Genomic DNA, 24,831 nt, shown 5'->3' with positions numbered 1-24,831 from the left:
AGGGCGAGACCGTGCTTGGCTTTAACGTGATGAGAGAGGAACCGCGGTACCGTATTTTGTTTTGGAGCTCGTTTTTAAACGGGGTTGGCAGCCGCTTTGCTCAGGTCGGTTCGTTTGCACTCCTTTATCTGCTAACGGAATCGGGGGTCGCTCTCGCTACGCTGCTGGCTTTGCGTGTGTTGCCGACGATTGTGTTTGCTCCAATCAGTGGCTATTTGGCTGATCGTTTCCATAAAGCGAGACTACTATTCTGGACCGACTTGTTGCGAGCCCCGTTTGCCTTGCTGCCGCTCTGGGCCGCTGCTACGGAACAATTGTGGTTGCTGTATGCCAGCACGTTTGTCATTGCTAGCGGGGAGGCCGTCTACAAACCCGTACGGTATGCGGCGATCCCAGACCTTGTCCAAAGAAAACATTTAATCGCTGTCAACGGGTTGGAACAAAACGTCACTGGTACCGTGCTCGTATTCGGGTCGCTTCTAGGGGGAGTGCTCGCCTACGTGTCAAATGTCCACGTGTTATTTGTCTTCCATGCCCTCTTTCTCTTGTTGGCGGCCCTATTCATCCGGCGCTTAGTTGGTATCAAACAAGCCAGCTCTTCGTCACGCGAAGCTTTCGCCTCATCAATGAAAGAGAGTGGAAGACTCATTTTCCAAGTGGCACTGCTGCGTGTCTTCTTTATGGTCATGCTGCTGATGCCGCTCGCCAATGGGGTGGATAACGTGCTGTTCAATTTGTTTGCGCTGGACGTCTTTGACATGGGGGATTTAGGGGTTGGGCTGATTTATGCGGCGCTTGGTGCCGGGTTTGTTTTAAGTTCAACGGTGGCTAGGTGGATTCGTGGGAAGTATATCGCCGTCGGAGTCTGGATGATCGCACTGGAAGGGGCAGGCCATCTCTTGCTGAGCCAATCGTTCTTCTTCGGCCAGACGTTGCTGCTTGCTATGGGCATTGCCTTTGTCGGCGGCATCAGCAATATTTGCTTCGACACGGTGCTCATGAAAACGCTCCCGACCTCCAAACGAGGGTTGTTGTTCGGCACATTATCGATGATTTCAAACAGTGCGATGGGGCTCGCGATGATTGGCGCTGGTTTTCTGACTGAGTGGCTCACCCCAGAGGAAAGCGCCTTTCTTGTTGGCATCGCGTATATTGGGTTTGCGTTGTTATTCATGGCGGCGTTTAAGCAGGTGGATGCGCAGAAGTCGATGAGGGCGTTAAAGAAGGCAGGGTGAGGGGGAGGACTGGCGGCGCAAAGCCCAGTCCGAGGCAGCACTCCCCTGCAAATTCACGTTGCGGGGAAATTATTCATGAATACTCTCCCACCTACGCTTTCGCTTCGAGGAGGGAGTTTCGAGTGTGTCAAAGTCTAGGCCATGCGTAACACTCGTGGAGTTGACACGTTTGCCTTTCGGCACAACCCCGCTAGACCCTCCGCCTTAAAGGCATTGGGGCATACTTTTCGCAAGATGTTTAGGCTGCCGTTGACGTCGGCATTGATCGTCGTTCCGCCGCTTGTTCGGTAGAGGCCACGCTTAATCCGCTTCCCGGAAAACACTGGTTTTTCTCCTGGGATATAGCTGTGGATGGGATCGTCATCCAAAAAACTTGATTGGGAGGTATACGCTTCCTCGGTGAGGATGACCGTGAGCCCTGCTTTTTCAGCTTTGTATGAATCATCTTGATAAGCAGGCGGTGCGGAATCGAACAAAACGACTGGTTGGTTCGTTTTCCCATCTTGCTTTTTTGTTTCCAGCCTTTGTTCTGGCCAATCACGATCATATTCGCTTCTTCTTCCACAGCTATTTTCACGGCGTGAAAACTGGCTTTGTGGAAGAAGTCTTTGATACGCAAAAAGCGTTTAACATGGAGTTTCTCCAGCCGTTTAGAGGTCTGCTGACCTTCCTTGGGCTCTTGACCATGACGGAGGATTCCTCTGTAGCGAGCCACCATTTTGTTATAGAGCTGGTTCGTGCTTTTTAGCTTGGTCCCTTTAATGAGGACAGGTCTCATGCCGGTATTGCTTGTGATGGCGAGTACGTTGTCGATCCCCAGGTCGATGCTGAGATAGCGGCCGTTGTTTGGTTTGGTCTCTTCCGCCCCGTCCTCTTTAAACACCAATTCGATGACATACTGCCTGTAGCGGGGGAGAATCCGCACTTGTTGCAGGCTGGCATCCGTCAACCCGAGTTTCCCAATGTTGAGCCTTGTTTTCGTTTTCGGGAGCTTTAGAAACCGCCTCGAGTGAATCGTCGCTTCTTGATTGGAAAGGACGGCGTCTTTTTCCGTGCCTTTCTTATAATTCGGGATGCGCGGGGGTGCCGTATACTTCTGAGGATTCTCTCGATAATCCGCATGGCTTTTGAAAAAGCTGTTCCAGTTTTGAAAGACGTTTTTCATCATCCCCTGTGCCGTATGGGCTGGCAGGGCGCGGTAGTCGGGTTGGTTCATCGCTTTGAACAGGGCGTCTAAAAAGGTATAGGAAACAAAAGGCTTCTCTTGGGTCGGCATCTCAAACAATCGAAGCTGGACGTCTTTGCGCTCCTCTATGGCTTTTTCTTGTTGTTTTTTCAAGCGGTTTTGATACGCTTTCCGCTGGGTTTCATTAATGATAGGGAGATACGTATGGAGCTGGTCCATCACTTCTTGTTGGAGAGGGTGCAAAGGGTAGTCTGTCTTTAAAGCGGTATAGATCTGGCGAATGTAGAAGTTCGTCGTGTTGTAGAGATTTTTGCTGGCCTCGGTTAGATGTTTCAGGTAAAGCAAACAACCGATGGCCGGGCTTGATCCAGATTTGTCAGGTTACGTACACACGTTCTCACCTCCTTAATCGTAGTATACGCTTTTTTAAAGGGGATGGCAAGAACCACGTTCAGGACCGACCGATTCATCCCCCACCTAAAGAGGATGGGGGTGTTCTCGGTCTTTAAGGATAAATCTCATCCGCATGCTCGTAGCGAAGTTTCTCTGAATGGGTTGGTTGGTCGGGGCGAGGTTCTCCTTCCTTTGAGTCAGGCACGTCGTGGTTCTTCAACTGATTGTCGTCGCTGCGGTTTTTTCGTTGGTCCATGTTTGATTCTCCTTTGGAATGAGGGTTATGGATAGTGTGGTTCAGATGCCGCGAGCCTATCCATTCCCGTGTACAGAAATAGTGGGTGCAAACGGGGGATGGGAGTGGCGACTGTTGTAGAAACACATTCTTGCATATATGTTAAGAAACCTCTTTTTGTGATAGTATAAATGTAAAGAAATAAAGAATATAAAGAGGTGATGGTTGTGGAAGTATCAAGAATTAGTTCTAAAGGGCAAGTAACAATACCGAAAACGATTAGACAAAAATTGAAGCTGGATGAAGGAGATCGTGTAGCTTTCATTGAGGATAATGGGAGGATCGTTATTACGAAGGCCAGTATTGTAGCTTTGCGTGAATTACAAAAAGAAATGGATCAAGAAGCTGAAAATCAAGGCATTACAGAAGAAGATTTACAAGCAGAACTGGAAAAGGTCAAGGAGGAAATGTGGAATGAGCGTAGAAAATGAACGCTTAAGGGTATTTGTTGATTCAAATATCCTCATTTCGGCTGTCCTTTCTCAAAAGTCTATATCAAGCCAGTTACAGAATTTATGAGCGTGAAAGCCCACCTATTTAGAGGCGGGATGGTAGCGAATTTCTTTTGAATTGATTGTGTATTTTTATTTTACGAACATACACAATTATAGTATGATGTACCTATGAATAATTATAGAAGAACTAAAACCACTGTCAGTTTAATCAACTATCACTTTGTTTTCTGTCCAAGATATAGAAGAAAAATATTTATTAACAATAATCTAGATATTCGTTTCAAAGAGCTAACGCATGAAATCGCTAAAGAGAATAATTTTGATATTATCTCTATGGAAACAGATAAAGACCACGTTCATTTGTTTATCAGTACACTACCTTCCTTCAGTCCTGCTGATGTTATGGCAAAGATAAAAGGCAAAACGTCAAAAATAATTCGAGAGGAGTTTCTTGATCTTAAACACCTTCCTAGTCTCTGGACTAGAAGCTACTTTGTTTCAACAGCTGGCAATGTATCATCTGAAACTATAAAACAGTATGTAGAAAATCAAAGAAAGAGGTAACTATGAGCCAAGTAATGACAGTAAAATTAAAACTACTACCAACTAAAGAACAGTCTGCTTTTCTTAAAATATCTTCTTTGATTTATATTAACACGGTCAATTCTCTTGTTTCTGAAATGATTCAAACCAAAGAGCTAACCAAGAAAACTTCTAAAGATATAGACGTTCTTCTTAACAGTAGTGTTAAAAATCAAGTTATTCGAGATGCAAAATCAGTTTTTAATAAAACCAAGAAGAAGAATTATACTGTAAGGCACATTTTAAAGAAGCCTGTGATCTTATGGAATAATCAAAACTTTAAAGTGTTAGATGAACATATTAGTGTTCCTCTTATTATTAAAGACAAATCAAAAAGAGTTTCTATTAAAATGATTGCAGATCAATACGAACTGGATCTGTTAAATTCTTCAAGTAAAATTGGTACTCTTAGAATCACTCAAAAAAATAAGAAGTGGATTGCTCAGATTGCCATTGAGTGTTCTATCCCAACTCAATCATCTGCTAAGGTGATGGGAGTGGATTTAGGTATTAAAATACCTGCTGTGTGCTCTACTGATGAAGATGAGGTGTTATTTGCAGGTAATGGCAAGCAGAATAAGTATATTCGTAGACGATACGGCTCGTGCAGAAAAAAACTAGGTAGAGTCAAGAAACAAAATGCTATCGATAAAATGAATAATAAAGAACAACGCTACATGAAAGATCAAGATCACAAGATCAGTCGTAGTATTGTAGCTTTTGCAGTAAGTAAAAATGTTGGCGTTATCAAACTTGAACAATTAATTAACATTCGCAAACAGACAAGTAAAAGTCGTAAAAACAATAGATCGTTAAGCAACTGGTCATTTTATCGTTTAGCAATGTACATCGAATACAAAGCAAACTTATTAGGAATAAAAGTTGAATACGTTGACCCAAGCTATACGTCACAAAGCTGCCCAAACTGTACCATAAAAAACAAAGCAAAAGACAGACAGTATAAGTGTGAATGTGGGTATAGTGGCCACAGAGATTTAGTAGGTGCAAAGAATATCAGATACGCACCTGTGTTAGATGGTAAAAGTCTAACAGCCTAAGCACCTACATGGTCTGGCTTAGGATGGGCTATTGGCATAGCCTTAACTTAAGGCTCGAACAAAGCAGAAATGAATTGCGTTCGTTAGAGCACTTAAGAATCCCACTTGAAACCTTGAGGTTCAAGCTTGCGTCTTTAGACGTGGGAGTGTCAATACGTTTTGTTTGAAAAAAAGAAAGCGGGTGTTCCTATGTTAACAAAACCTAAGAAATTGCAGCGGGGAGACAAGGTTGCGACCGTCAGTCCTTCATGGGGAGGGGCAGGTGAACCGGGGCTTAGATGGCGTTATGAGCAAGGAGTCGAGCGATTGGAGAACGTTTTTGGGCTTGAGGTGGTTCCGATGCCGAACAGTTTGAGAGGGTCCGATTACCTTTACGAAAACCCGCAGGCTCGCGCCGAGGATTTGATGACGGCCTTTAAGGATCAAAGTATTCGAGGAATTTTCGCAAACATTGGGGGAGACGACAGTATCCGTTTGCTGCCGTATATTGATGTTGATGTGATACGCGAGAACCCAAAAATTTTCATAGGGTACTCCGATATCACGGTTTCCCATTTATTTTGCCATAAAGCAGGAATCTCTTCTTTTTATGGCCCGGCGGTTTTAACGGACTTTGCGGAAAACGTTGAAATGGATCCTTACACCGTTAATGCGGTGAAGCGAACCCTCTTTTCGAACGAAGTGATTGGTGACATTCAACCGGCTAAAGAGTGGACGAGTGAGTTTTTGGAATGGGAGGAAGCGAATAAGGGCAAGCGACGTGAAATGCAGCAGAATTCCGGATATGAAGTCCTTCAAGGGTCAGGCATTGTCCAAGGACGTTTGATAGGTGGGTGTATGGATGTACTGGAGTTCGCGAAAGGAACTGAGCTTTGGCCGGATAGAAAATACTGGGACGACGGCATTCTTTTCTTTGAAACCTCTGAAGAAAACGCAGCGCCAGAAACGATCAAATATTGGTTGCGGAATTACGGGGCCCAAGGCATTCTGCAACGAGCAAAGGGCCTTATCTTCGGGAAACCACAAGATGAGAAGTACTACGAGGAGTACAAACACGAAATTCAAACGGTTATGCAGGAGTATGGTTTAGAAACGTTGCCCATTCTTTACAACCTGAATTTTGGCCATACCGAACCAAAGTTTATTTTACCTTATGGCGCGCTGGCGGAGATTGACTGCAGCAAAGGCGTTTTTGCTATTCTAGAAGCGGGAGTAGAATAGCGTGAGCTCATTGAGAGGGGACAAAATGCGTGAATGTGCGTTGCGGGAGTTGCATGAAAGTCAGATCCCTGACCTCATCGCTTTATCGAAACGGCTTGGGTGGGACTATGAGAAACCAGAACTTCAAACAGTCTTTCGTACGGGTCATCTATATGGCCATGTGACGGCGTTTGGAAGAGTCATTTCTTGTGCAGCGGTTTTCCCTTATGGAAACCAGCTAGCTTCGTTGGGGATGGTGATGGTGGATCCCGACTACCGCGGGCTTGGACTGGGGAGGGCCGTCACCAAACAATGTTTGGCCAGTACGCCTAAGATGCCTGTCACGCTGATTGCAACGGCAGAGGGGAAGCCCTTATATGAGAAGCTCGGATTCAAAACCGTCGATCGTCTTCATAAACTCATCGGTCCTTATCATGCGCCGGATCAGCATGACCTTCCTCTCCCAGTTGATGTAGAAATGACTCCAGTTCAAGATGATCATCTGAACGACGTTCTAAGGCTGGATTCGATGGCTGTGGGGCAAATAGATCCCTTCTTATCACCCATCGACTGAAACAGGCAAAACAAGCGGTTCAACTCCGTCGGAAAGACGGTGAGTTGTTAGGGTATGGATTGAGCGTTCAGTTACCCGACATGCTGTTGGTTGGCCCCATTATAGCTTCCCGTGAGGAACTGGCCATCCTACTGATCCATGAACTAGCAAAAGAAGCAGAAGGACCCATTCGTATCGATTTGTTTTCCAGGCATCAACGCGTGATCGAGTATTTAAGAGATAGACACTTAGGGGAAATAAGAATCCCGCCGGTTATGTTGAAAAATGCGGACGAATTGCCAGGGAACCGCAGTCAATTGGTTGCGGTTGCGGCACAAGTGTTTGGTTAGCTCGGACAGAAACGATCACAACATTCTTGTTATCAATACAACCTTAAGGGGATCTAATCAATAGAAGACCATACCCTTTTGGAATGGAGAGGTCTCTTTGAAGAAGAGTGTGTTTCGTTTATAAGGATGTATTGCAGCTAAAAGTAAGGAATGTTAAGGATTCTTTAGTCGCTTTTGACCTTCCGCATGGCTGTCTCATGGTGGAACAAGGCGGGGCGGGGAGCCGTCAAGAGAAATCGAGAGAACAAAATCCGACCGTTCTCCGTTTCGATGTGTGCTTCTTAACGACGGCGGTCCATCAATTAGAAGAGCGCGGTGTTCAGTTTGCAGAAACGAATCGAACATTCGATTGGTGAACGATCGCCGTGTTGACGGATCCTGACGGCAATCGAATCGAGCTAGGGGAAATCAACGATGCAAGTGGGTCATATGTGAAGGAGTGATGAGTGATGAATAGCATATACAGTATGTACGTCAACCAATGGGAAAGGACGCGCTTAAGAACGATCCGTTATGCCGAGAAAGCACCTGAGGAACTGTACGAGTACAAAATCAGTAATCGCAGTTTTTCTTTTCGTGAACAGCTCATTCATATCGTACAGTGGGAATTAGAGATGTATCAGAGGCTGAACGATCCAAGATTGAATTGTCTTGTTTTATCAGAAGAAAGCTTAGAAACGAAAGAGGAGTTGCTTGAGGTACTGCATCAGGTAAAGGAAGTAACGCAAAAGAACTTGCGACTGCTAGGGACGGATATCTTTTCTAGATCGATTTTAATAGACGATACTTCGACCCCTTTTTATGAGGTGCTCCTGGATTTGTTGGATCATGAGTCGCATCACCGGGGGCAGCTTGTGAGTGGCTACAGGGTAAACGCTCTTGTTCCGCCTGATTATGAGAATCCGGACGGTTAGTCATTTATGTACGATAATACGGTGTTCTGATTTATAATGATGACGGCGAGGAGGGGTGCAAAACGAAATGGAAAGAAGCTCGGGAACTATCTCCTAAAACAAAATTACCGACCGGATGCTAGAGTAAAACAAGGATCTGCACAGCTCTCCTTGTTTTACTCTTTTATTCCGATCACTCTAAGCCTTTTATAATCCGCGATCCACTTATTTTCTTGAAACATGGTTTCTTTTAAATTACTTTCAACATTTTCGATTACTTTATGTATCGCTTCATTATCGAATCCCTCGAACATGGTTTTTCCGAACATCTCAATCCAATGGCGCAATCCGTTAACGCCGTCCAATGGTGTCGGTCTGTTAAAGTGATTTGCAAAAGTTACTCTAAACCCTACTTCCTCCATAAGGGTTGTATATTCGCCGACACTTGGAAAGAACCAGGGGAATCGCTCCCAAGATCGAGTATGCGTTCTCCCTTTTTTGGATTCAATAAGTCGACTAGATCATTCCCATATTTTGAAACGAATGAATGCTTTCCATCGTAAAGGGTAGCATCCCAATTATCTTTTGCAGTCATATCCATACTAGTAGGCACCTCCGACACTATATTATGTAATAAGTATAACAGAACTCAACTTTCGGAGTTGAAAAATAGATTCGAACCCCTTTATGAAACCCGGTATGCCAGTCTTTTCTATCAAAAAAAGGTGGGGCCGTCAACATCGGCGAAAATTTGAGTTTGAGATGTCATCCTTGAACCACTGGGCACAATCTTCTGATGCTTTACTCTGCGAGAACCCTCTTCAAGGTGCTTTTTGCTTAATACAATGAGAACATCTTGTTTGATCACTAGCAGGAAGGGGGATATAAGGGTAAATGGGGAAGGTGGTCTACATATGAAATTGGTTTTTCGAACACTGTATTCGATCGTCTTATTTGGAGCTGGTGTCTTGCATTTTACCCATGAACGAGGCTTCCGCAGGATTGTCCCGAGAGCGCTTCCCTTGCGGCGGGCCATTGTGCTCGTCTCAGGAGTTTTTGAGATAATCTTTTCCCTCTTGCTCTGGGTGAAAAAAGGACAACAGGTCACAGGGAAACTCCTAGCATTTTTCATGATTGCTATTTTCCCTGCAAATGTATACATGGCCGTAAAAAGAATCTCGATTCGCCCGGGAGAACAAGCGAATCCTTGGCTTCTATGGTTACGCTTGCCCTTGCAACTGCCATTGATCATTGGAGCGTTAACGCTGGGAAGAAAGGATAATGGGTAGATTATTCAGTTGGGCGTGCTAAGTGAATGAGTGCGTCCTTATAGATCATTGATAACCAGGAGTAATGTGCGACGTTGATTTGAGGGAATCGTTAAAAGTGAGCTAGTAAGGGGGATAGCGTGAAAGGCCAATATTTTGTTGGTTGGGGAACTCTTACTCTGATCTAATACTGAAGGCACGTAGCGGCATTAAAGTTCTCATATTAAGGGGGAGTACAATGTTAATAGGTGGGCCGTTTCTCGTGGCTATCGTCCCGGGAGCATTCGTATTAGTGCTTACCTGGTCGTTTAGGAAACTAAATTTTCCATTATCTCTAAGGTTGCTACCTGGTATTCTAACCGTAGTTGCTGCCGTGATCTTGTTTTATATTGGTTATGTAGAAATCAGAGGATTTGAAGGGGGAGCATATGCACTTCTAGCTTTCTTTTTAATTGGCTTTGCAGTATTGTCTTTTGTTATAGCAAATAAGAAAAATCATGATGAGAGCTAGTGAAGTTAGGTTGATTCCCAACGAAGGTCGATGAAGCTTTCCATGGTCTTGTTTTATCCGGATAATGGGGCGAGCTCGGCACCTTGTTGTTCAAAAAAAAGATGAAGAAGCGTGAATACATAATGTTGGGAGTGAAAGCATGTTTTTTGAAAAGGATGATACACCGAAAGAAGTAACAAATAACGCCTATTTTGTAGTGTTTGCTTTTTGGGGCTCAGCATTGTTTTTGTTGTCTCTGTATCATACGTGGGTAGAGAATGTTATAGGTAATACGTATAGCATAATTTTAGCTTCTGGTTTAGTGGTTTTCTTTTTAACAATATATGTACAAAAATGGAAAAATAGCCGCAATTAACGGCTTCAACACGGATAAGGGGAATAAGTTCAAGTGATTAGGGTGGTGGTATTATCGAAAATCAGGAAGAAAAAAAAGGGGTTTTTAATCGCCGCAGACACAACGCAACACCTTTAAAATGGATAAGACGCGCATTGCTGACATACGCAGGTTTTCTCGCCATTGTGTTACTGTCTCCTTATTCAATGCCTCTTTGGCTAATGTGGACAATATTTTTAGTTCTTTTGATTTTGTCAAATGTTTTTGAACTAGTCGCAGAGAAAAAGTATGGGGGACTTAGAAAACGATGGATGGTTATCTATACAGTATTGATCATTTCATCATTTGGCGTTTTACTCTATGTTATGGTGGATAGTTTCTTCCACTGATGTGCTTGTTGCAATGAATATGATGAAAATTTCATAATAATGCTAAACAATAACATTTAAGCAAATGAAGGAGGAGCCGATGTCTGAACAAACCAATGGCAAGACAAAACATGACCCTGTGGACTGGGTATTTACGATAGGCGAACTTTCCCTATATGCTGTTTTGTCTATCCCTCGACTTATTGCAAAGGTGGTTAAAGCATATTTCAACAATTAGAAAGGTTTAAGGGTACCCTGAAAATAGAAAAATGCGAGGTTTTAGTTTATGGACATTTTAATTCCAATTGGGATCGGGGCTTTAGGCAGTTTGTTGCTTTATTTCCTACTTAGAGTTTTTAAAGTCCCTAATCCAGGGTTGTTCACATTGATAGCGCCTGTGATTGCCTTCGTAATCAGCTTAATAGTCGGAAGTTGGATCGGTATGGGAGTAGGCGTTATTTGTATGGGTATGTTTGTTGCCTCCATTTGTCTTATTTTTATCGATGCAGCAAAAGAACGTTCGAGATCAAGAAACATGACAAACTAACCAACGTGCAGACATCTTAAAAACCTCCCCTTGACAACCATAGAAAACGAAGCTACAATAAAAATGAATGACAGTCAGTCACATTGTTTAGAGGACGTGATTACGATAGATAAAAGAGAAAGAATTATTCAGGCAGCGATTGAGGTATACGCGGAGAAAGGGATTGAAAAAGCGACAATCTCTGAAATTGTCAACAAAGCAGGCATTGCGCAGGGGACGTTTTATTTATACTTTTCTTCCAAATTAGCGGTGATGCCAGCCATTGCGGAGGTGATGGTCAGCAAAATCTTGGATGGCTTAAAGAGTGACGTGGGGGATGGTCCGATTCACCAACAAATCGAAGAGATCATTGGGGTTGTGTTTGATATCACACAGCAGTATAAAGAGCTCACAAAGTTAATCTACACTGGCTTAACGCAATCGCAGTATGTAGGCAATTGGGAAGACATCTACGCCCCCCTGTATCAGTGGATGGAGGACGTATTGCTTCGAGGAAAGAACGCCCAAGTCATTCATTCGGATGTGAACGCGAGGTATACGGCAAAAATCATCATAGGATCCATTGAATCAGCGGCAGAACAGGTGTATCTTTACGATCACCAAGAGGCGAGTGTCATTGCTGAACACAGAAATGAACTGCATCACTTTATACTTCGCGCTTTAGGGGCCTCCCGATAAGCGCTCTCTTTTACAACAAAAAATGACTGATGTTCATTCATTATAACGAGTAAAGAAGGAGTGTTTTTTCATGAGTAAAGCGTGGATGTATGTCTTTTTGACGTGCTTGTTCGAGTTGTTTTGGGTGTTTGGGTTCAACGTAGCCAGCACATGGTGGCACTGGGCCATTATTGTTCCCATCATTATTGTAGATTTTATTTTTCTATCAAAGGCATGTGAGTCACTGCCAACGGGGACGGTTTATGCGATTTTCGCAGCCGCTGGTACAGTGGGGACGGCGCTCATGGACATCTTTATTTTCGGTGGCGCCTTCAGTGTGGCAAAAGGACTGTTTATGGGGCTTCTCGTTATTGGCGTGATTGCGCTGAAACTTGCGGATAATAAGCCTGATGTTGAATCAGAAAAAGGAGTGGCTTAATATGGGTTGGCTATTTGTAGGAATTGCTGCGGTACTAGAGCTTATTGGGGTCATCGGCTTGAAAAAATTTAGCCAAAGGAAATCAGGGATCAATATGCTCACGTTCTTCGGGGGATTTGGCGGTGCATTTGTTTTTCTTTACGCATCTTTTAACTATCTTCAAGTAAGTGTTGCGTATGCGGTTTGGATTGGCGCAGGAACAGCCGCTGCTGTCGTTGTAAATATGCTCTTCTTCAATGAGTCGAAGAGCATGGGGCGTATCATAAGCTTGGTCGTGATTGTGATTGGTGTGACGGGGTTAAAAGCCGTCACTTGAGCTAATGCGTTGTTGAACGTTAGCTATAATGCCTGTTGTCATGGTTGGTAACGGGCTTTTTGGTGGATAAAGTAAAATGGACATTCTTATTTTCGGCTAAAAAGCAGTAGAAACACACTGAAATAAGCAACGATCCAGTTGCTTATTTCAGCGTTTCAATACATACGTGCTTTTTTGAAGTAGTTATCCTCTAAACACATCAGCTGATACAGCGATTACGTTGATTTGCATGGGTGCAATTCGGACCGGACTGAAGAAGGGTAGCAATGACATACGAACAATAGCAACAAAAGCTTACCCATCCCCTTTACCCTGCAAACCCCATAATGACAACAAGTAACGCTGAGATGGATGCAAGAATAAAACCGACCATGCCACCTTGGTCCCTTTTCACTTTTCTTAACGTCATTTCCATGAATCCAATCATGACGAAAGCAATAATGCCCTTAACAACGTAGTGAGGGGGAAATCCATACGTGTATAGCAGTCCTGATCCTGATACGATCATAATGAGATAGAACAATCGCAGGATCATGGATATGACTTTCCCGCTTGTCATCTTATGCGCTTTGTAAAGGGAGAATGCGATAAGAAAAAAGATAAGAAGAAAAGCCCAAGCGCCTTGATGCGAGGCGAGAAAGATATTATATAAGCCCTCAGACATTGTGTTCACCTCCTTTTCCATCGTAAAATAATGTCCCTCCGTGTACCAGATACTTCAGCTGGTTTGCTCCATATCAGTGACTTTGCCATCTGAGAGGGTGATCACGCGGTCACATAGATCGAATAAGCGCGTATCATGTGTGATCATGATCGCTGCTTTTTGCTGTTGTCTCACTTGAAACGCCAATGTTTCAACCACTTCCCGGCCTCTGGCAGCGTCCAAGCTAGCCGTTGGTTCATCAGCCAGCAACAATTCTGGATCATTCATCCAAGCCCGCGCGATGGCAACACGCTGTCGTTCTCCGCCTGATAAGTGAACAGGGTAATGATGTTTACGATGGTTGAGTCCAAGCATATTTAACAGGTCATCGGTACGTTTTTTCGCTTTTTGTTTCGGGATTTTTGCGATCTTGCCGATATAAAGCAATTGGTCCTTAACGCGCAAATAAGGAATCAAATGGGCGGATTGAAAAATGAACCCAATTTGATGCAACCGCATAGTCGTGCTTTCTTTCGGGTTTAATTGTGAAAGGACTTGACCGTCGAGTAGCAATCTCCCTCTGGACGGTGTCAGCAATGCACCTGCCACCGACAGGAGCGTGCTTTTTCCCGAACCGGACGGACCGGTGATTGCCACGAATTCACCTGCATCTACAGATACATTGACGTCATCAAGGACAGTGGTTTTTCCATCGCCTTTTCCGAATTCCACACCTATATTCTCCATTAAGAGTTTCGTTGTCATGTTTCCATTCCTCCAATCGCTTCAAGGGCATCTACTTTTTTCACTTTATACAGAGATAGCAGTGAGCCGAGAATGGCGACGACGATAAACATAGCTGCCAAAGAAGCCACTAAATGAAACGGTAGCATAAAAGGCATGTCCGCTGGCAGTAGGGCTGCGACAAGAAAAGTGGCGCCTATCCCCATGGTGACACTGACGACGGAGATCATACCGACCTGAACAAGAATCGTAGTCGCCAATTCACTTACGTTCGAGCCAATGGCCTTCAAAATACCAAACTGGGTCAGCTTCTGAATCGTGATAACATAAAAGAAAGCAGCAAGCACGAACGCTGAAATAATGAATAGAAAGACAATCATCATCCATAATGACCCCTGTTCCTCACTATAACCGGGGATACCGGAAAGGGAGTCCTGAATGGTAACAACTTCCGCGTCTGTCAATTGGCTGTTTAATGCGCTTGCCGTCTCTTCCCCGATGTCCGGAAGAACAAGAGCACTGGCGAGCCATTCATCCCCACCGCTCATTTCCAGCCAATCTTCCTCAGTCACATAGATAACGGGGGTGTGGCTATATTTCTGGTTGCTTGTAAAACCTGTGATGGTAAAGATCTCTTCCGTCGTATCTTCCAAAAATTCATCGCCTACCCGAAATCCTTCTTCTTTGAGGGACTCATCGGCGAGAACTTCTCTTTGTTGAGACGGGTTTTCGCCTTCCGTTACGTCCGGAAACAACGCTGACTCACGATCAAGATAAAACTTAGCAACATCGGTTTGCGCTTCTTCAGCGTCTTGAATCGTTCCTTGATGAATCCCTAGTCGTTCCGCTTGATCGACATGGTTGTGAATCACTTGTTGATCCTCAGCGTCGACCAAAGAACGCGTGAGTTGCATCTCTGCTTCCTCGTCCATGACAAAATACTCAGCGTTATCGTCCATGTTGAGAATAGCTGAAGCATTGTCATAAGCTAGGCCTTGTGCAAGTCCTGACACAAAGAGCACTAAGAACGAAAGCAGGAAAATGATGAGCGCGACCATTATATACCGTAGTTTGGAGTAGAGTAATTCTCTCATTGCTAAAAACATCTGAGTAACCTCCTTCCTTTGTTATCACCACTATAACGGAGCCTCATGAACGCAATATGAACAAAAAGAAACGGAAATTTGAAGGTTGTTGATGAAAAGAAAAGAGAACCAATAAATCGCTATAGCATTTAGTTTTGTTAAAGCTTGCTTTTTCAGAGATAATGAATAATGAGGAGGCGGTTCCTATGATTTCCCTATTGCTCGCGGATGATGACGCACACCTTCGTGAGTTTGTTAGCGATGATCTCCAAAACGAAGGGTATCGTGTTTATCAAGCGGAAGACGGTGAGGTTGCCTTGAAGATTTTGGAGAAAAAAAGAATTCATTTGGCCATTGTCGATATTATGATGCCGAATGTGGATGGTTTTCAGTTATGTAAAAACATTCGTGAGGATTATGATATTCCGGTTTTAATGGTGACAGCGAAAGGCGAGCTTGAAGATAAAGCGAAAGGATTTGCGGCGGGGACGGATGATTATGTGACCAAACCGTTCGAGCGGAAAGAGTTGATTTTTCGAATCAAGGCACTGTTGCGGCGGTTTCAGTATGTTCACGAAGAAACCATCGCGGTCGGTGAAGTGACCATTAACCGTAGAAGTTACGAGGTCGAATGTAACGGGAAAACAATGATGCTGCCCATGAAAGAGTTTGATTTGTTGACCCAACTGGCCAGTTTTCCGAATCAGACGTTTACGCGCGAAGTGCTAATTGAAACCATCTGGGGAAACGATTTTACCGGGGGTGATCGCACCGTCGATGTTCATGTGAAACGGTTAAGGGAACGGTTCTCTAAGGAAACGGGATCTTTTTCAATCAGAACTATACGCGGCGTTGGGTATAAAATGGAGGTTCACGAGTGAAAAGTTTTTATGTCCGCATTGTTCTAACGACGTTCACGGTCATGGTTGTAAGCAGTTTGCTCGCTTTCTTTATTAGCAATGGTTACTACCAGTTGTACTTAAAGCCCGCTAATGATGCCGAGATTATGGAAGTGGCAGAAGAGGTTAAGCAATACGCGCAAAATGAAGAGGGAGGTGCGGACGGAGCCTACTTTTCACACGTGGGTCACTTAGGCTATCAACTGGTCTTGTATCATGAAGGCGGGAATACAAGCCAGTATGGCAGTCGTTTTCGCGATGACGATCTACCCGAAGAAGAGATCGAACATGTACTGGCTGGCGGACACTATCACGGGGTGTCAGAGCAACCCGCCGGTTTGTTTGTCACCGGGTTTTTTAATAATGTATTGGAAAATACCATAGGAGTCCCGGTTGAGACCACCGAAGGGACGGCGGCGATGTTTATCCGGCCCGATCATGAACATCAACTTGGAGAGTTTCGTTTTTTTCTCGCCCTTTTGCTCGTACTTACGGTGGTTTTCAGCTTTCTTTTCGTCGCCCTGACGGCTAGGCGAATCGTCAAACCGGTGACTTCCTTAACGGAAGCGACGAAAAAAATTTCTGATGGGTCTTTTGATATTGACCTCAACGTAAGGCGCAAAGATGAAATCGGACAATTGGCGAAACATTTTACATCCATGAGCAAGGATCTACGCCAACTTGAAGCGATGCGCCAAGAATTCGTATCTAATGTGTCTCACGAAATCCAATCACCACTATCCACGATTCGAGGCATCACCCAGACGTTACAGCAATCCGAATTGGACGAGGATCAAAAGGAAAAGTATATTCAAATGATCGAAAAAGAGAGCGGCCGGCTATCCTCGTTGAGCAGACAATTACTCACCCTTGCCTCTTTGGATAATGAAGAAAAAATTGTAAAAGAGCAGCCCGTGGATGTTCAGCAACAGGTCAAAGAAATCATCCAAACCCACCGTTTTCAATGGCAGGAAAAAGAGCTGTATATTGAGATCGAAGGCAAAGCAGAGCACGTCCTTGGAGATGCGAATCTCCTTTATCAAGTATGGACGAATCTGTTGACGAATGCCATCAAATTCAGTGATCGCGGGAGTGACATCCGGATCCATGTCCAAAGAGGAGGCCATTTTGTCAACGTTGAAGTTGAAGATAGTGGCGTCGGCATGACATCCTCGGAGGTTGAGAAAATATTTGACCGTTTCTATAAGGGGGATCAAGCACGCACCCCTGGAAAAGGGAGCACAGGACTTGGGCTCGCAATCGTGAAAAAGATTATCGATCTCCACGACGGAAAGATCGATGTTAAAAGCACTGTGGGGGTCGGCACCAAAGTGGTCATACGGTTGAAAGGCGTGACGTAGCCCATTGTGTTTTCTTCCTGTTCTGCTGGACTCATTGTTCAGGGGGGGAGGTTCGAATAAATGGTTCATATAGGGGGGCGATTGAATACGACACACAAATCTATAACGAACGTTAAAAACTAATCACTGAAAACAAAAATCCCCTAATAAGAGTTAGTGAAGTTAGGTTGATTTCCAGTGATGATCGATGAATCTGTCGATAATCATTTTATTCAGATAATGGAGCAGGGTTGTTAAACCAGGTAAGTGAGTAAATAAACGAGGGGAGCACATTGTTTTGGATAAGAGAAAAATTGTAGGAAGGGTTTTAGATGCTGCTTCTATAACAACAGTGTTAATAAGTATCCTTGTTTTCTATACCCTAAGAGGCCCAAATGCTGATATTTATGTTGGCATTACTATTTTCAGCATTTTATCCATTCTTGGCATCTTGTTCGCTATAATCTCTTGGCTGATGTCTAAACGCCTTATTCTTTTGATTATCGGCTTATTAGGGAACGGCTTTGTTTTGGCTTATGCCTATTTCTTATTACTTGCAATGGGAATTGGTGAACCATAAAAAATTCAGTTATGGTGCAAGAGCTCAATTAGCTTGGCAACAAAAATGATCGAAAAGGCGCAAACCGGAATAACAGATGAAGTCTTGGCCAAAAGCAGCATCACTTTCTTATTAAAGGATGTATGATGGACGTAAAACAAAAACAACGGTTCATCCTTTCTGGGAGAGGGGCCTCTGATTTATTGCGTTTTGTCGACACTTATACAATTTGAGGTTGTCTATTTTCCTGCACAAGTGGCGATTAATACTGAGTGCTCTACTGATTGGTACATTCTTTATTTCTTGCGTGGTGTTAGCACGACTATACGAAGTAAAAGGGTTTGTAGTGCCTTGTGAAAACAATAGATGTTTGAAATAATCGCTAGTAGGTGAAAGGGTTCAGAGCTCAAGCGAACAAGAGGTGAGCGTATGGTCGCAAGTTTACAATTTGAAGAATTGACCAAGCAGAGAGACGAATTTATGTTGAAGGTTCCCGGAATAACGGTTGAAAAGGGCGAGGTTCTCGGTGTCATCGGGAACAACGGCGCAGGCAAGTCGACGATGATTCAACTTGTGCTCGGCTTGGTCCAACCGACGAGCGGCGCGATTCATCGTTATAGCGAAGGAGAGGTCGCTCCTTCGCTAGAGGAGTGGAAGCGTGAGGTAGGGTTTGTGTTTGATGATTTATCGGTGTATGAGGACCTGCATTTAACGAAACTCTCTTCGTTTTTGAAAGAGGTCTATCCGGGTTGGGACGAATCTTATTACTTTTCTTTGTTGAAGCAATTTGACGTGGATGTAAAGAAAAAAGTGAAGAAATTTTCCAGGGGGATGCGTATGAAAGCGGGGATAGCGGCGGCCCTCGCCCACCATCCGAAGCTCCTGTTGCTTGATGAACCGACATCCGGCCTGGACACGAAGTCGAGAAAACAAATGATTGCGTTGCTGCAAAGGGAAAATGAACAGAACGGGACAACAATCATTTTTTCGTCTCATATTCTATCGGATATGGAGAAGCTCGCCACATCCGTCTGGCTGATGGATAAAGGAGAAATTCTCCTGCATGGGGATGTGGAGGAATTGCAGGCAAACCATGCGGTGGCTGAGGGTGGCACGATACATAAAGAAGCGGCGTCCAAAGAAGGAAGGAGACGTGCCACGTTGGAGGAGTTGCATGATTATTACTTGGGCGGTGACGTTGAATGATTTCACTGATGAAGCTGGATTTTTGGTTGCTGCGGTGGGGGTTGCTTATTATGGTGCTTTTTGCGCCGATCGCAGGGGCCTTCTTCTATAGAAATTTTTCAATGACAGGGCTTGTGTTGGTGTTTGTCATGGGCTTGACGTTGACGCAAATGGATGAAAAACAAAAAACGAGAAGGTTTATGCTGGCATTGCCCCTTCCCCTAAAGACCTTTTTCCAGGCGAGGACGTTGGCAGTGATTTCTATTGGTGCAGCCTGGGTCATTCTTGAGTCTTTCGGACGAATGCTCAGGTTTGGCGATGGAACCTTTGGGGAGCTCTTCACGCAAGCTACCACCACCCTTGCAACCATGGTTGTTCTTGCCCCTACTGTTATTGCCATGATTACGTTGCTTCAGCACCCGGTTATAAAGTGGGGGCTCACCTTTTTTGTTTATATGGTGATTATTATGATCGGGACAGTGTTCGGGGCTATTGCAGAGTCCTTCACTTACCAAGGGGGCGTAGGCTATATTCTCAGCATTGTCTTCCTCCTTCTCGCCGTGGGCGTCTGCTGGCTCATCTTATGGATCGCGAACAGGATCCGGGCACGAGTGGATGTGGTTTAAGGAATGGGAGGCGGTTGGTTTGGTTGCTTTATTGGAAAACATTTATGGGATCGCTATAGCAGTCCTGCCAGGCTCTTAGAGAAGACAGATGCCTATGAAGATATGAAAAAGGAAGCAAAGGAACGATTAAAGGCTTCCACGGAAGTAAAAACCGTTAAATCACTAAGAGAGAAGTAAGGGTTGTCCTTGGTCGATGCGAAAAAGATTGTGGATTCCATGAGATAGTGATGGGATTGGTAAAAAATAGAAAGTTAGGGTTTTGGGTACTTGCATCAACGCCGATACAAATTCCCGCCTTCATTTTCACAATAAATTCCATAAAAAAGCTCCTAGAAATTAGGAGCTTATTCAGACATATTCAGCCCTACTGATGCTTAATCCGTGATTTCTCCGCGGCTTCAGGGTCATTAGACAAACCCAAATAGTTAAGCTCTTCTTCTTTGGTCGCTAGACGGAAATCATCAATGTCATAATTCAGTCTCACATTGTCCAAGTCCGTGTAATCAGACAAAAACACCTGATAATCTTGAATGAATGTATCAACGTTTCCGTTAGACCACCGATCAAGAATATCAATATATGCTTCCTCTTGTTCTTGGTCTAAATCTACGTTTTGCGCCATCGTTTTAAAATATTCCAGACTGCCCGTTGTGAATTCTGGGCGCATGGCACTATCCCCCCACCCAGCCACATTAAAATAAGGAGTATAACTAGATGTCGTTCCGGTAACCTCATTATAGGTCAATGCTCGTAGCTTCTCCGATTCGATTTTCTGAAACGCGGTGTCTGTGATGACGCGCAATAAGTCGCTTTCACTAGAAATTGGCTCTCTTAATTCTCTTTCTAACTTTCGTTTTTCCGCCTCCGTTAAATCAGCATCATAGTATTGAAAATCGCGGTCCACCTGGTGCCTGTTGTTCTGCTCTTCTCGTCTAGATACGATCTCCTCCGCAATTTCTTCAGAGCTTCGAATGCCTGCCCCTTCACCGCTTTCAGTCTCATTCGCATGTTCCTCTAAATTCTCTGTCTCTTTAAGGTGGTCCTCGCTCTCTTCTGTTTCAGGGTTCAACCAAAAGTACGTTCCTGCACCTGCAGCCATTCCCGCGACGAACAGGATTACCCATTTCTTCATTGTAAAGATTCCCCTTTTTATTTTCTGCTTTTTCTCTATCCATTCTAACGGAATGATTCGCATCATGAAAGGTCTCAGCCCATATAATGATATGATGATTCTTAATTCGGTATTAGCAAAGGGTGAGAGTCTTGGAGGAACACAAACAGGGACAGCCATCAACAGAACTGGCGGTGGAGGCCAAAGGGCTTGTGAAAGTATTTGGGAAGCATCGAGCCGTCGATGGTGTCGATTTATCAATTCAAAAAGGAACGGTGTATGGCTTCTTAGGACCGAACGGGGCGGGGAAGACGACGACCATTCGGATGCTCGCCACATTACTCCGGCCCGACGAGGGGAGCGCCCGTATTTTTGGTCATGATCTTGCCTCGGAAACGGATGCCGTAAGAAGCCGCATTAGCTTGACCGGACAATATGCTTCGATTGATGAAGATTTAACCGGCGTTGAAAACCTCGTCATGATTGCCAGGTTATTGGGCTACCCTCGAAAGCAGGCACAAGCACGCGCGAATGAACTGCTGAGCGCCTTCAGCCTCCAAGAAGCAGCCAAACGGCAAGTGAAAAACTATTCAGGCGGCATGCGCCGTCGTATTGATATCGCCGCCAGTATCGTGGTGACGCCGGATCTTCTTTTTCTCGATGAGCCGACGACCGGATTGGACCCGCGCAGTCGCAATCAAGTGTGGGACATTGTGCGTGCCTTGGTCAGCGCAGGAACGACCGTTTTACTGACCACACAGTATTTGGATGAAGCCGATCAATTGGCCGACCGCATTGCCGTGATCCATCAAGGAAAAATGATCGCAGAAGGAACGAGCAGTGAGTTAAAGGCGTCCGTCGGTACGGGGACGTTGAACGTTTCCTTGCTTGATTCTGAAGATCGTGCACGGGCGATGGACGTTCTCGGGAACAAGCTGGAGGTCCCCATTTACCCTTCATCCGATCCAGCTTCTCTGACAGCGCAAGTGGCGGACCCGTCTCGTGTCGCTGAAGCGCTCGGAGAATTAGGCAAAGAACAGATTGGCGTAAGCACCTTTTCGCTTGGCCAGCCCAGTCTGGATGAGGTCTTCCTGACGTTGACGGGTCAACCGGTGGAAGAGCAGCAAGCAAGCGAGGAGGCTAGCCGATGACAACCACAATAGAAACGGAAAAACAGAGCGGCGTCGATGAACAGCTGCGCGAGGCGATTGCTTCAGGCAAGCGCCCCCAACGACCAAGTGCGTTCTCTTCATCGTTCACTTTCGCCTCGCGAGCCTTGCTTCGAATTAAGCACATTCCTGAGCAACTGTTCGACGTGACCGTTTTTCCAATTATTTTCTTGCTTATGTTTACCTACTTATTTGGCGGAGCGATTGCTGGGTCCACGAGTGCGTATTTGCAGTTCCTCCTTCCTGGAATCCTCGTGATGACGGTCGCGCAAATCACGATGTACACGGGGGTAGACTTAAATAACGATATCAGAAAAGGCATTTTTGATCGCTTTCGCACGTTACCGATTTGGCTGCCGTCTGCACTGGTCGGTGCGTTGCTCGTGGATGCGGTTCGCTACACGATGGCATCGGCCATTATGATCGCGCTCGGCCTTTTGCTTGGATTTCGACCGGATGGTGGGTTCATTGGTGTTCTGGGGGGAGTGGCCTTACTCGTCTTTTTCTCCTTTAGTTTGTCGTGGATATGGACGACGCTTGGGTTGATTATGCGCTCCGAGAAATCGCTGATGATGGCAAGCATGATGGTTCTGTTTCCGATCACGTTCGTGAGCAATGTTTTTGTAGACCCAGAAACGCTGCCAGCGTGGCTTCAAGGATTCGTTGAGATCAACCCAATCTCCCTTCTAGTCACAGCTGTACGTGGGTTGATGCATGGGACAGGAACCTTTGAACAGATTGGCTGGGTTCTTTTGGCCTCTTTCATCATCATGGTCCTATTCGCACCACTGACGATGTATTTGTATCGGAATAAGAAGTAGAGGTGAAAACGAGCGCTTTTCTATAATAGGAGAAGCGCTTAGTTTTCATTTTTTGGATTGGTGACATCTGACGCTCTTTATGGAAGCTGTTATACCAAGTAATGAATAAAGGATCAGCGTCCGTATTGAACATAAGCGCCAGATTGTTTAGTATAAAAGAAATTGTGGTATAGATAAATGAAGTAAAATAACCTAATGGAAATAACAACAGATTTTTCTTAATCTTGATGTTTAATGGAAAGGTGTCCCTTCTCGTCGATTAGGGGGATGACTATAAAAAAGTCACCATTGTTCTATCCGGCTTGGCGAATGCAGAGAGTCTATTTAAGTAATTGGAGGAATTATTAAGTATGTTAACAAGAGAAGATATCTTTAAGTACGTCAAAGAAAACTATGGTACATCGCCAGATTATCCATTTCAAAAGTTTCCAAACTATGCCGCCTTGAGACATGAACCTAACGAAAAATGGTATGGTCTAATAATGAATGTTCTGCCAGAAAAAGTAGGAATAGATGGAAATGAGGAAATGGATGTTCTGAATTTAAAATGTCCTCCCGAAATAAGTGATAGTTTAAGAAATGGGGAAAATATTTTACCTGGATATCATATGGATAAAGAAAATTGGATTTCACTTGTTTTAAAACGTACCGATCCAGAAGGAGATATTTATAACTTAATTGAGCAAAGCTTTAATTTAACCAAGTAAAAGTAAAGAGTGTTCTTGCTCATCGGACCTAAATAATTGGTGAAAAAAAGACGAATTGTACACTTGCACTTTCGGAAATCGGGATTTTCAGATGTTGATGCATGGTGGGTAAAAGCTGGTCACGCGCTATTCGGAGGATATAAGTAATAATACTTCGATCTTATTTTTAATAAACATTAGCTGTATTCGGTGTTATTACACTTTACTTAATCACTCAACTTTCGGACACGAAAAGTCCACCTCACCCACTGGTATAAGGGAATTAGGTGCAGCTATTTCGACAGGATCGAGCTTCAATCGGACAAGAGGAGCGCTCAACCGGACAGGAGGAAGCTTCAATCGGACAAGAGGAGCGCTCAATCGGACAGGAGGGAGTCTCAATCGGACAAGAGGAGCGCTCAATCGGACAGGAGGGAGCTTCAATCGGACAAGAGGAGCGCTCAATCCGACAGGAGAAGCGCTCATCCCGTCAGGAGACGCAACAATCTCCAGGGTTCTCTCCAGCCAGCGAGCAACAGGGAATCCACTGTATTTTCAACTCCGAAAGTTGAGTTAATCATGATACAATGTAAGTAAATAATTTCTGGAGGTGACTCGGGATGAAGTGGGAAGATGTGTGCCACGCTTTCCCAGAACAATGGGTTTTAATAGAAGCTGTTCGGGCACATACAAATGAGAAAAGTGAGCGTATTTTAGATGAGGTTGCTCCCTTGAAAAAGTTTCCTAATTCTCCAGATGCTATGAAGGCATATCAAGAAGTTCATCGAGAAGATCCTAGACGGGAATTATATGTTCTTCATACTAGTCGTAAGAAGCCTAACATCATAGAGAAAAGATGGGTAGGTGTTAGGCGATAGTGATTGACTTTGTTCAATGCAATACAGCAAACGGGCGCCTTCATTGAAACAGCTGTCATTTGAGCAGCGTCCGGCACAATCTTGCCAGCTACCCTAACCTGCTATTGTTAACCAAGCGAAAGATGATTTGACTATGAGTTTTTAAGATGCAGAATCTCTCAGATAGTCCTCTACTTCACCTAATTCGTCGGTTTTGTACTCCAGACCATTTTGACTAACAATGAAGAAAACAGGTAAATCCTCTTCAATATCGAAGGCCGCCACATAGTCATAAGCAGGCACACCATCCTGGTGCGGGATATTGCCGTAACCTGACACATGAGTGAACTCGAGCAAGTGCTCCAAATCGATTTCATCATCGTCCCAACGTTCCTCTTTTCGTTGAACAATGCCCACCTGAACCTCCCACACCTAAAGGAGTGGGGTTCTAAAGTATTAAAAGACT

General features: G+C 44.5%; 33 protein-coding genes and 1 pseudogene. 27 read left to right on the top strand and 7 right to left on the bottom strand.

Annotated features, from left to right (window positions below):
- The first annotated feature begins 11 nt into the window (after positions 1-11).
- Positions 12-1,235 (top strand): MFS transporter, encoded by a 1,224-nt coding sequence (locus AVZ68_RS13250; RefSeq protein WP_059105045.1) that lies wholly within the window; start codon positions 12-14, stop codon positions 1,233-1,235.
- Positions 1,236-1,369: 134 nt separating this feature from the next.
- Here the strand turns inward: AVZ68_RS13250 and AVZ68_RS13245 are convergent.
- Together AVZ68_RS13245 and AVZ68_RS20300 are read right to left on the bottom strand one after the other, a co-directional pair.
- A pseudogene (locus tag AVZ68_RS13245) lies at positions 1,370-2,794 on the bottom strand (RNA-guided endonuclease InsQ/TnpB family protein).
- Between the two features lie 132 nt (positions 2,795-2,926).
- Positions 2,927-3,070, bottom strand: coding sequence for a hypothetical protein (locus AVZ68_RS20300; RefSeq protein WP_157404662.1), 144 nt, complete (start codon positions 3,068-3,070; stop codon positions 2,927-2,929).
- A gap of 206 nt (positions 3,071-3,276) precedes the next feature.
- Here AVZ68_RS20300 and AVZ68_RS13240 point away from each other — a divergent pair, with 206 nt between their 5' ends.
- The 16 genes from AVZ68_RS13240 (at position 3,277) to AVZ68_RS13160 (ending at position 12,640) form a co-directional block, all read left to right on the top strand.
- The gene (locus AVZ68_RS13240; protein ID WP_059105044.1) at positions 3,277-3,540 is read left to right on the top strand and encodes an AbrB/MazE/SpoVT family DNA-binding domain-containing protein; all 264 of its coding nucleotides are present in this window, start codon (positions 3,277-3,279) and stop codon (positions 3,538-3,540) included.
- A gap of 192 nt (positions 3,541-3,732) precedes the next feature.
- Entirely contained in the window at positions 3,733-4,128 is a 396-nt protein-coding gene (gene tnpA / locus AVZ68_RS13235) for an IS200/IS605 family transposase (RefSeq protein ID WP_059105043.1), read from the top strand.
- Between the two features lie 2 nt (positions 4,129-4,130).
- Positions 4,131-5,204, top strand: a complete 1,074-nt coding sequence (locus AVZ68_RS13230) for an RNA-guided endonuclease InsQ/TnpB family protein (protein ID WP_059105042.1) — start codon at positions 4,131-4,133, stop codon at positions 5,202-5,204.
- 189 nt (positions 5,205-5,393) lie between these two features.
- Entirely contained in the window at positions 5,394-6,425 is a 1,032-nt protein-coding gene (locus AVZ68_RS13225; RefSeq protein ID WP_059105102.1) for a S66 family peptidase, read from the top strand.
- Between the two features lies 1 nt (position 6,426).
- Positions 6,427-6,978: a GNAT family N-acetyltransferase gene (locus tag AVZ68_RS13220; RefSeq protein WP_157404661.1), complete on the top strand. Its 552-nt coding sequence runs from the start codon at positions 6,427-6,429 to the stop codon at positions 6,976-6,978.
- Positions 6,963-7,307: a GNAT family N-acetyltransferase gene (locus tag AVZ68_RS13215; RefSeq protein ID WP_180316708.1), complete on the top strand. Its 345-nt coding sequence runs from the start codon at positions 6,963-6,965 to the stop codon at positions 7,305-7,307. Before AVZ68_RS13220 ends, AVZ68_RS13215 begins: the two co-directional genes overlap by 16 nt.
- Before the next feature lie 131 nt (positions 7,308-7,438).
- On the top strand, positions 7,439-7,663 hold the full coding sequence (locus tag AVZ68_RS13210) for a hypothetical protein (RefSeq protein ID WP_180316706.1): 225 nt from the start codon (positions 7,439-7,441) through the stop codon (positions 7,661-7,663).
- A 93-nt stretch (positions 7,664-7,756) separates the two neighbouring features.
- On the top strand, positions 7,757-8,221 hold the full coding sequence (locus AVZ68_RS13205; protein WP_059105039.1) for a DinB family protein: 465 nt from the start codon (positions 7,757-7,759) through the stop codon (positions 8,219-8,221).
- 893 nt (positions 8,222-9,114) lie between these two features.
- Positions 9,115-9,489 carry a DoxX family protein gene (locus tag AVZ68_RS13190; protein WP_059105036.1) on the top strand — a complete coding sequence of 125 codons (375 nt, stop codon included), beginning with the start codon at positions 9,115-9,117 and terminating at the stop codon, positions 9,487-9,489.
- Between the two features lie 217 nt (positions 9,490-9,706).
- The gene (locus AVZ68_RS13185) at positions 9,707-9,979 is read left to right on the top strand and encodes a YesK family protein (protein WP_059105035.1); all 273 of its coding nucleotides are present in this window, start codon (positions 9,707-9,709) and stop codon (positions 9,977-9,979) included.
- A 139-nt stretch (positions 9,980-10,118) separates the two neighbouring features.
- The gene (locus AVZ68_RS13180) at positions 10,119-10,334 is read left to right on the top strand and encodes a hypothetical protein (RefSeq protein ID WP_059105034.1); all 216 of its coding nucleotides are present in this window, start codon (positions 10,119-10,121) and stop codon (positions 10,332-10,334) included.
- Positions 10,335-10,781: 447 nt separating this feature from the next.
- Positions 10,782-10,919 (top strand): hypothetical protein, encoded by a 138-nt coding sequence (locus tag AVZ68_RS20295; protein WP_157404659.1) that lies wholly within the window; start codon positions 10,782-10,784, stop codon positions 10,917-10,919.
- Positions 10,920-10,967: 48 nt separating this feature from the next.
- Positions 10,968-11,228 carry a hypothetical protein gene (locus tag AVZ68_RS20290; protein WP_157404658.1) on the top strand — a complete coding sequence of 87 codons (261 nt, stop codon included), beginning with the start codon at positions 10,968-10,970 and terminating at the stop codon, positions 11,226-11,228.
- Positions 11,229-11,291: 63 nt separating this feature from the next.
- Positions 11,292-11,906 carry a TetR/AcrR family transcriptional regulator gene (locus tag AVZ68_RS13170; protein ID WP_245628141.1) on the top strand — a complete coding sequence of 205 codons (615 nt, stop codon included), beginning with the start codon at positions 11,292-11,294 and terminating at the stop codon, positions 11,904-11,906.
- Positions 11,907-11,976: 70 nt separating this feature from the next.
- The gene (locus AVZ68_RS13165; protein WP_059105032.1) at positions 11,977-12,324 is read left to right on the top strand and encodes a DMT family transporter; all 348 of its coding nucleotides are present in this window, start codon (positions 11,977-11,979) and stop codon (positions 12,322-12,324) included.
- Between the two features lies 1 nt (position 12,325).
- Positions 12,326-12,640 carry a DMT family transporter gene (locus tag AVZ68_RS13160; RefSeq protein WP_059105031.1) on the top strand — a complete coding sequence of 105 codons (315 nt, stop codon included), beginning with the start codon at positions 12,326-12,328 and terminating at the stop codon, positions 12,638-12,640.
- A gap of 307 nt (positions 12,641-12,947) precedes the next feature.
- Here the strand turns inward: AVZ68_RS13160 and AVZ68_RS13155 are convergent, their stop codons facing one another.
- Genes AVZ68_RS13155 through AVZ68_RS13145 form a run of 3 tightly spaced genes read right to left on the bottom strand, consistent with a single transcriptional unit; the run spans position 12,948 to position 15,133 of the window.
- Complete coding sequence (locus AVZ68_RS13155) at positions 12,948-13,304, bottom strand: DUF1516 family protein (protein ID WP_059105030.1); 357 nt, start codon at positions 13,302-13,304, stop codon at positions 12,948-12,950.
- 54 nt (positions 13,305-13,358) lie between these two features.
- Entirely contained in the window at positions 13,359-14,048 is a 690-nt protein-coding gene (locus AVZ68_RS13150) for an ABC transporter ATP-binding protein (protein ID WP_059105029.1), read from the bottom strand.
- Entirely contained in the window at positions 14,045-15,133 is a 1,089-nt protein-coding gene (locus AVZ68_RS13145) for an ABC transporter permease (RefSeq protein WP_059105028.1), read from the bottom strand. The genes AVZ68_RS13150 and AVZ68_RS13145 overlap by 4 nt, the downstream gene beginning before the upstream one ends.
- Before the next feature lie 185 nt (positions 15,134-15,318).
- Between AVZ68_RS13145 and AVZ68_RS13140 the strand changes: the two genes are divergently transcribed.
- From AVZ68_RS13140 to AVZ68_RS20285, 6 genes are all read left to right on the top strand, one after another.
- A complete protein-coding gene (locus tag AVZ68_RS13140) occupies positions 15,319-15,993 on the top strand; it encodes a response regulator transcription factor (protein WP_059105027.1) in 675 nt (224 codons plus the stop codon).
- Positions 15,990-17,372: a HAMP domain-containing sensor histidine kinase gene (locus AVZ68_RS13135; RefSeq protein WP_059105026.1), complete on the top strand. Its 1,383-nt coding sequence runs from the start codon at positions 15,990-15,992 to the stop codon at positions 17,370-17,372. The genes AVZ68_RS13140 and AVZ68_RS13135 overlap by 4 nt, the downstream gene beginning before the upstream one ends.
- Before the next feature lie 277 nt (positions 17,373-17,649).
- Positions 17,650-17,931 (top strand): hypothetical protein, encoded by a 282-nt coding sequence (locus AVZ68_RS13130; RefSeq protein ID WP_245628140.1) that lies wholly within the window; start codon positions 17,650-17,652, stop codon positions 17,929-17,931.
- A gap of 408 nt (positions 17,932-18,339) precedes the next feature.
- Positions 18,340-19,116, top strand: coding sequence for an ABC transporter ATP-binding protein (locus AVZ68_RS13125; RefSeq protein WP_059105024.1), 777 nt, complete (start codon positions 18,340-18,342; stop codon positions 19,114-19,116).
- Positions 19,113-19,721: a hypothetical protein gene (locus tag AVZ68_RS13120; RefSeq protein ID WP_059105023.1), complete on the top strand. Its 609-nt coding sequence runs from the start codon at positions 19,113-19,115 to the stop codon at positions 19,719-19,721. The genes AVZ68_RS13125 and AVZ68_RS13120 overlap by 4 nt, the downstream gene beginning before the upstream one ends.
- 3 nt (positions 19,722-19,724) lie before the next feature.
- A complete protein-coding gene (locus tag AVZ68_RS20285; protein WP_157404657.1) occupies positions 19,725-19,898 on the top strand; it encodes a hypothetical protein in 174 nt (57 codons plus the stop codon).
- A 187-nt stretch (positions 19,899-20,085) separates the two neighbouring features.
- On the opposite strand, the gene AVZ68_RS13115 is transcribed toward AVZ68_RS20285, so the two are convergent.
- Positions 20,086-20,853 carry a hypothetical protein gene (locus AVZ68_RS13115; protein WP_059105022.1) on the bottom strand — a complete coding sequence of 256 codons (768 nt, stop codon included), beginning with the start codon at positions 20,851-20,853 and terminating at the stop codon, positions 20,086-20,088.
- Between the two features lie 131 nt (positions 20,854-20,984).
- Between AVZ68_RS13115 and AVZ68_RS13110 the strand changes: the two genes are divergently transcribed.
- From AVZ68_RS13110 to AVZ68_RS13090, 4 genes are all read left to right on the top strand, one after another.
- Positions 20,985-21,983 carry an ATP-binding cassette domain-containing protein gene (locus tag AVZ68_RS13110; protein ID WP_437182695.1) on the top strand — a complete coding sequence of 333 codons (999 nt, stop codon included), beginning with the start codon at positions 20,985-20,987 and terminating at the stop codon, positions 21,981-21,983.
- Positions 21,980-22,822: an ABC transporter permease gene (locus AVZ68_RS13105; RefSeq protein ID WP_059105020.1), complete on the top strand. Its 843-nt coding sequence runs from the start codon at positions 21,980-21,982 to the stop codon at positions 22,820-22,822. Before AVZ68_RS13110 ends, AVZ68_RS13105 begins: the two co-directional genes overlap by 4 nt.
- Before the next feature lie 350 nt (positions 22,823-23,172).
- A complete protein-coding gene (locus AVZ68_RS13100; protein WP_059105019.1) occupies positions 23,173-23,529 on the top strand; it encodes an MmcQ/YjbR family DNA-binding protein in 357 nt (118 codons plus the stop codon).
- 599 nt (positions 23,530-24,128) lie between these two features.
- Complete coding sequence (locus AVZ68_RS13090) at positions 24,129-24,386, top strand: hypothetical protein (protein ID WP_059105017.1); 258 nt, start codon at positions 24,129-24,131, stop codon at positions 24,384-24,386.
- A 141-nt stretch (positions 24,387-24,527) separates the two neighbouring features.
- Here AVZ68_RS13090 and AVZ68_RS13085 read toward each other — a convergent pair whose 3' ends face one another.
- Positions 24,528-24,782: a hypothetical protein gene (locus AVZ68_RS13085; protein ID WP_059105016.1), complete on the bottom strand. Its 255-nt coding sequence runs from the start codon at positions 24,780-24,782 to the stop codon at positions 24,528-24,530.
- Positions 24,783-24,831 lie beyond the last annotated feature (49 nt).

The organism is Shouchella shacheensis (assembly GCF_001484965.1).
GTDB classification, from domain to species: domain Bacteria; phylum Bacillota; class Bacilli; order Bacillales; family Bacillaceae_D; genus Shouchella; species Shouchella shacheensis.
This window is presented reverse-complemented; position numbering and strand designations above follow the sequence as displayed.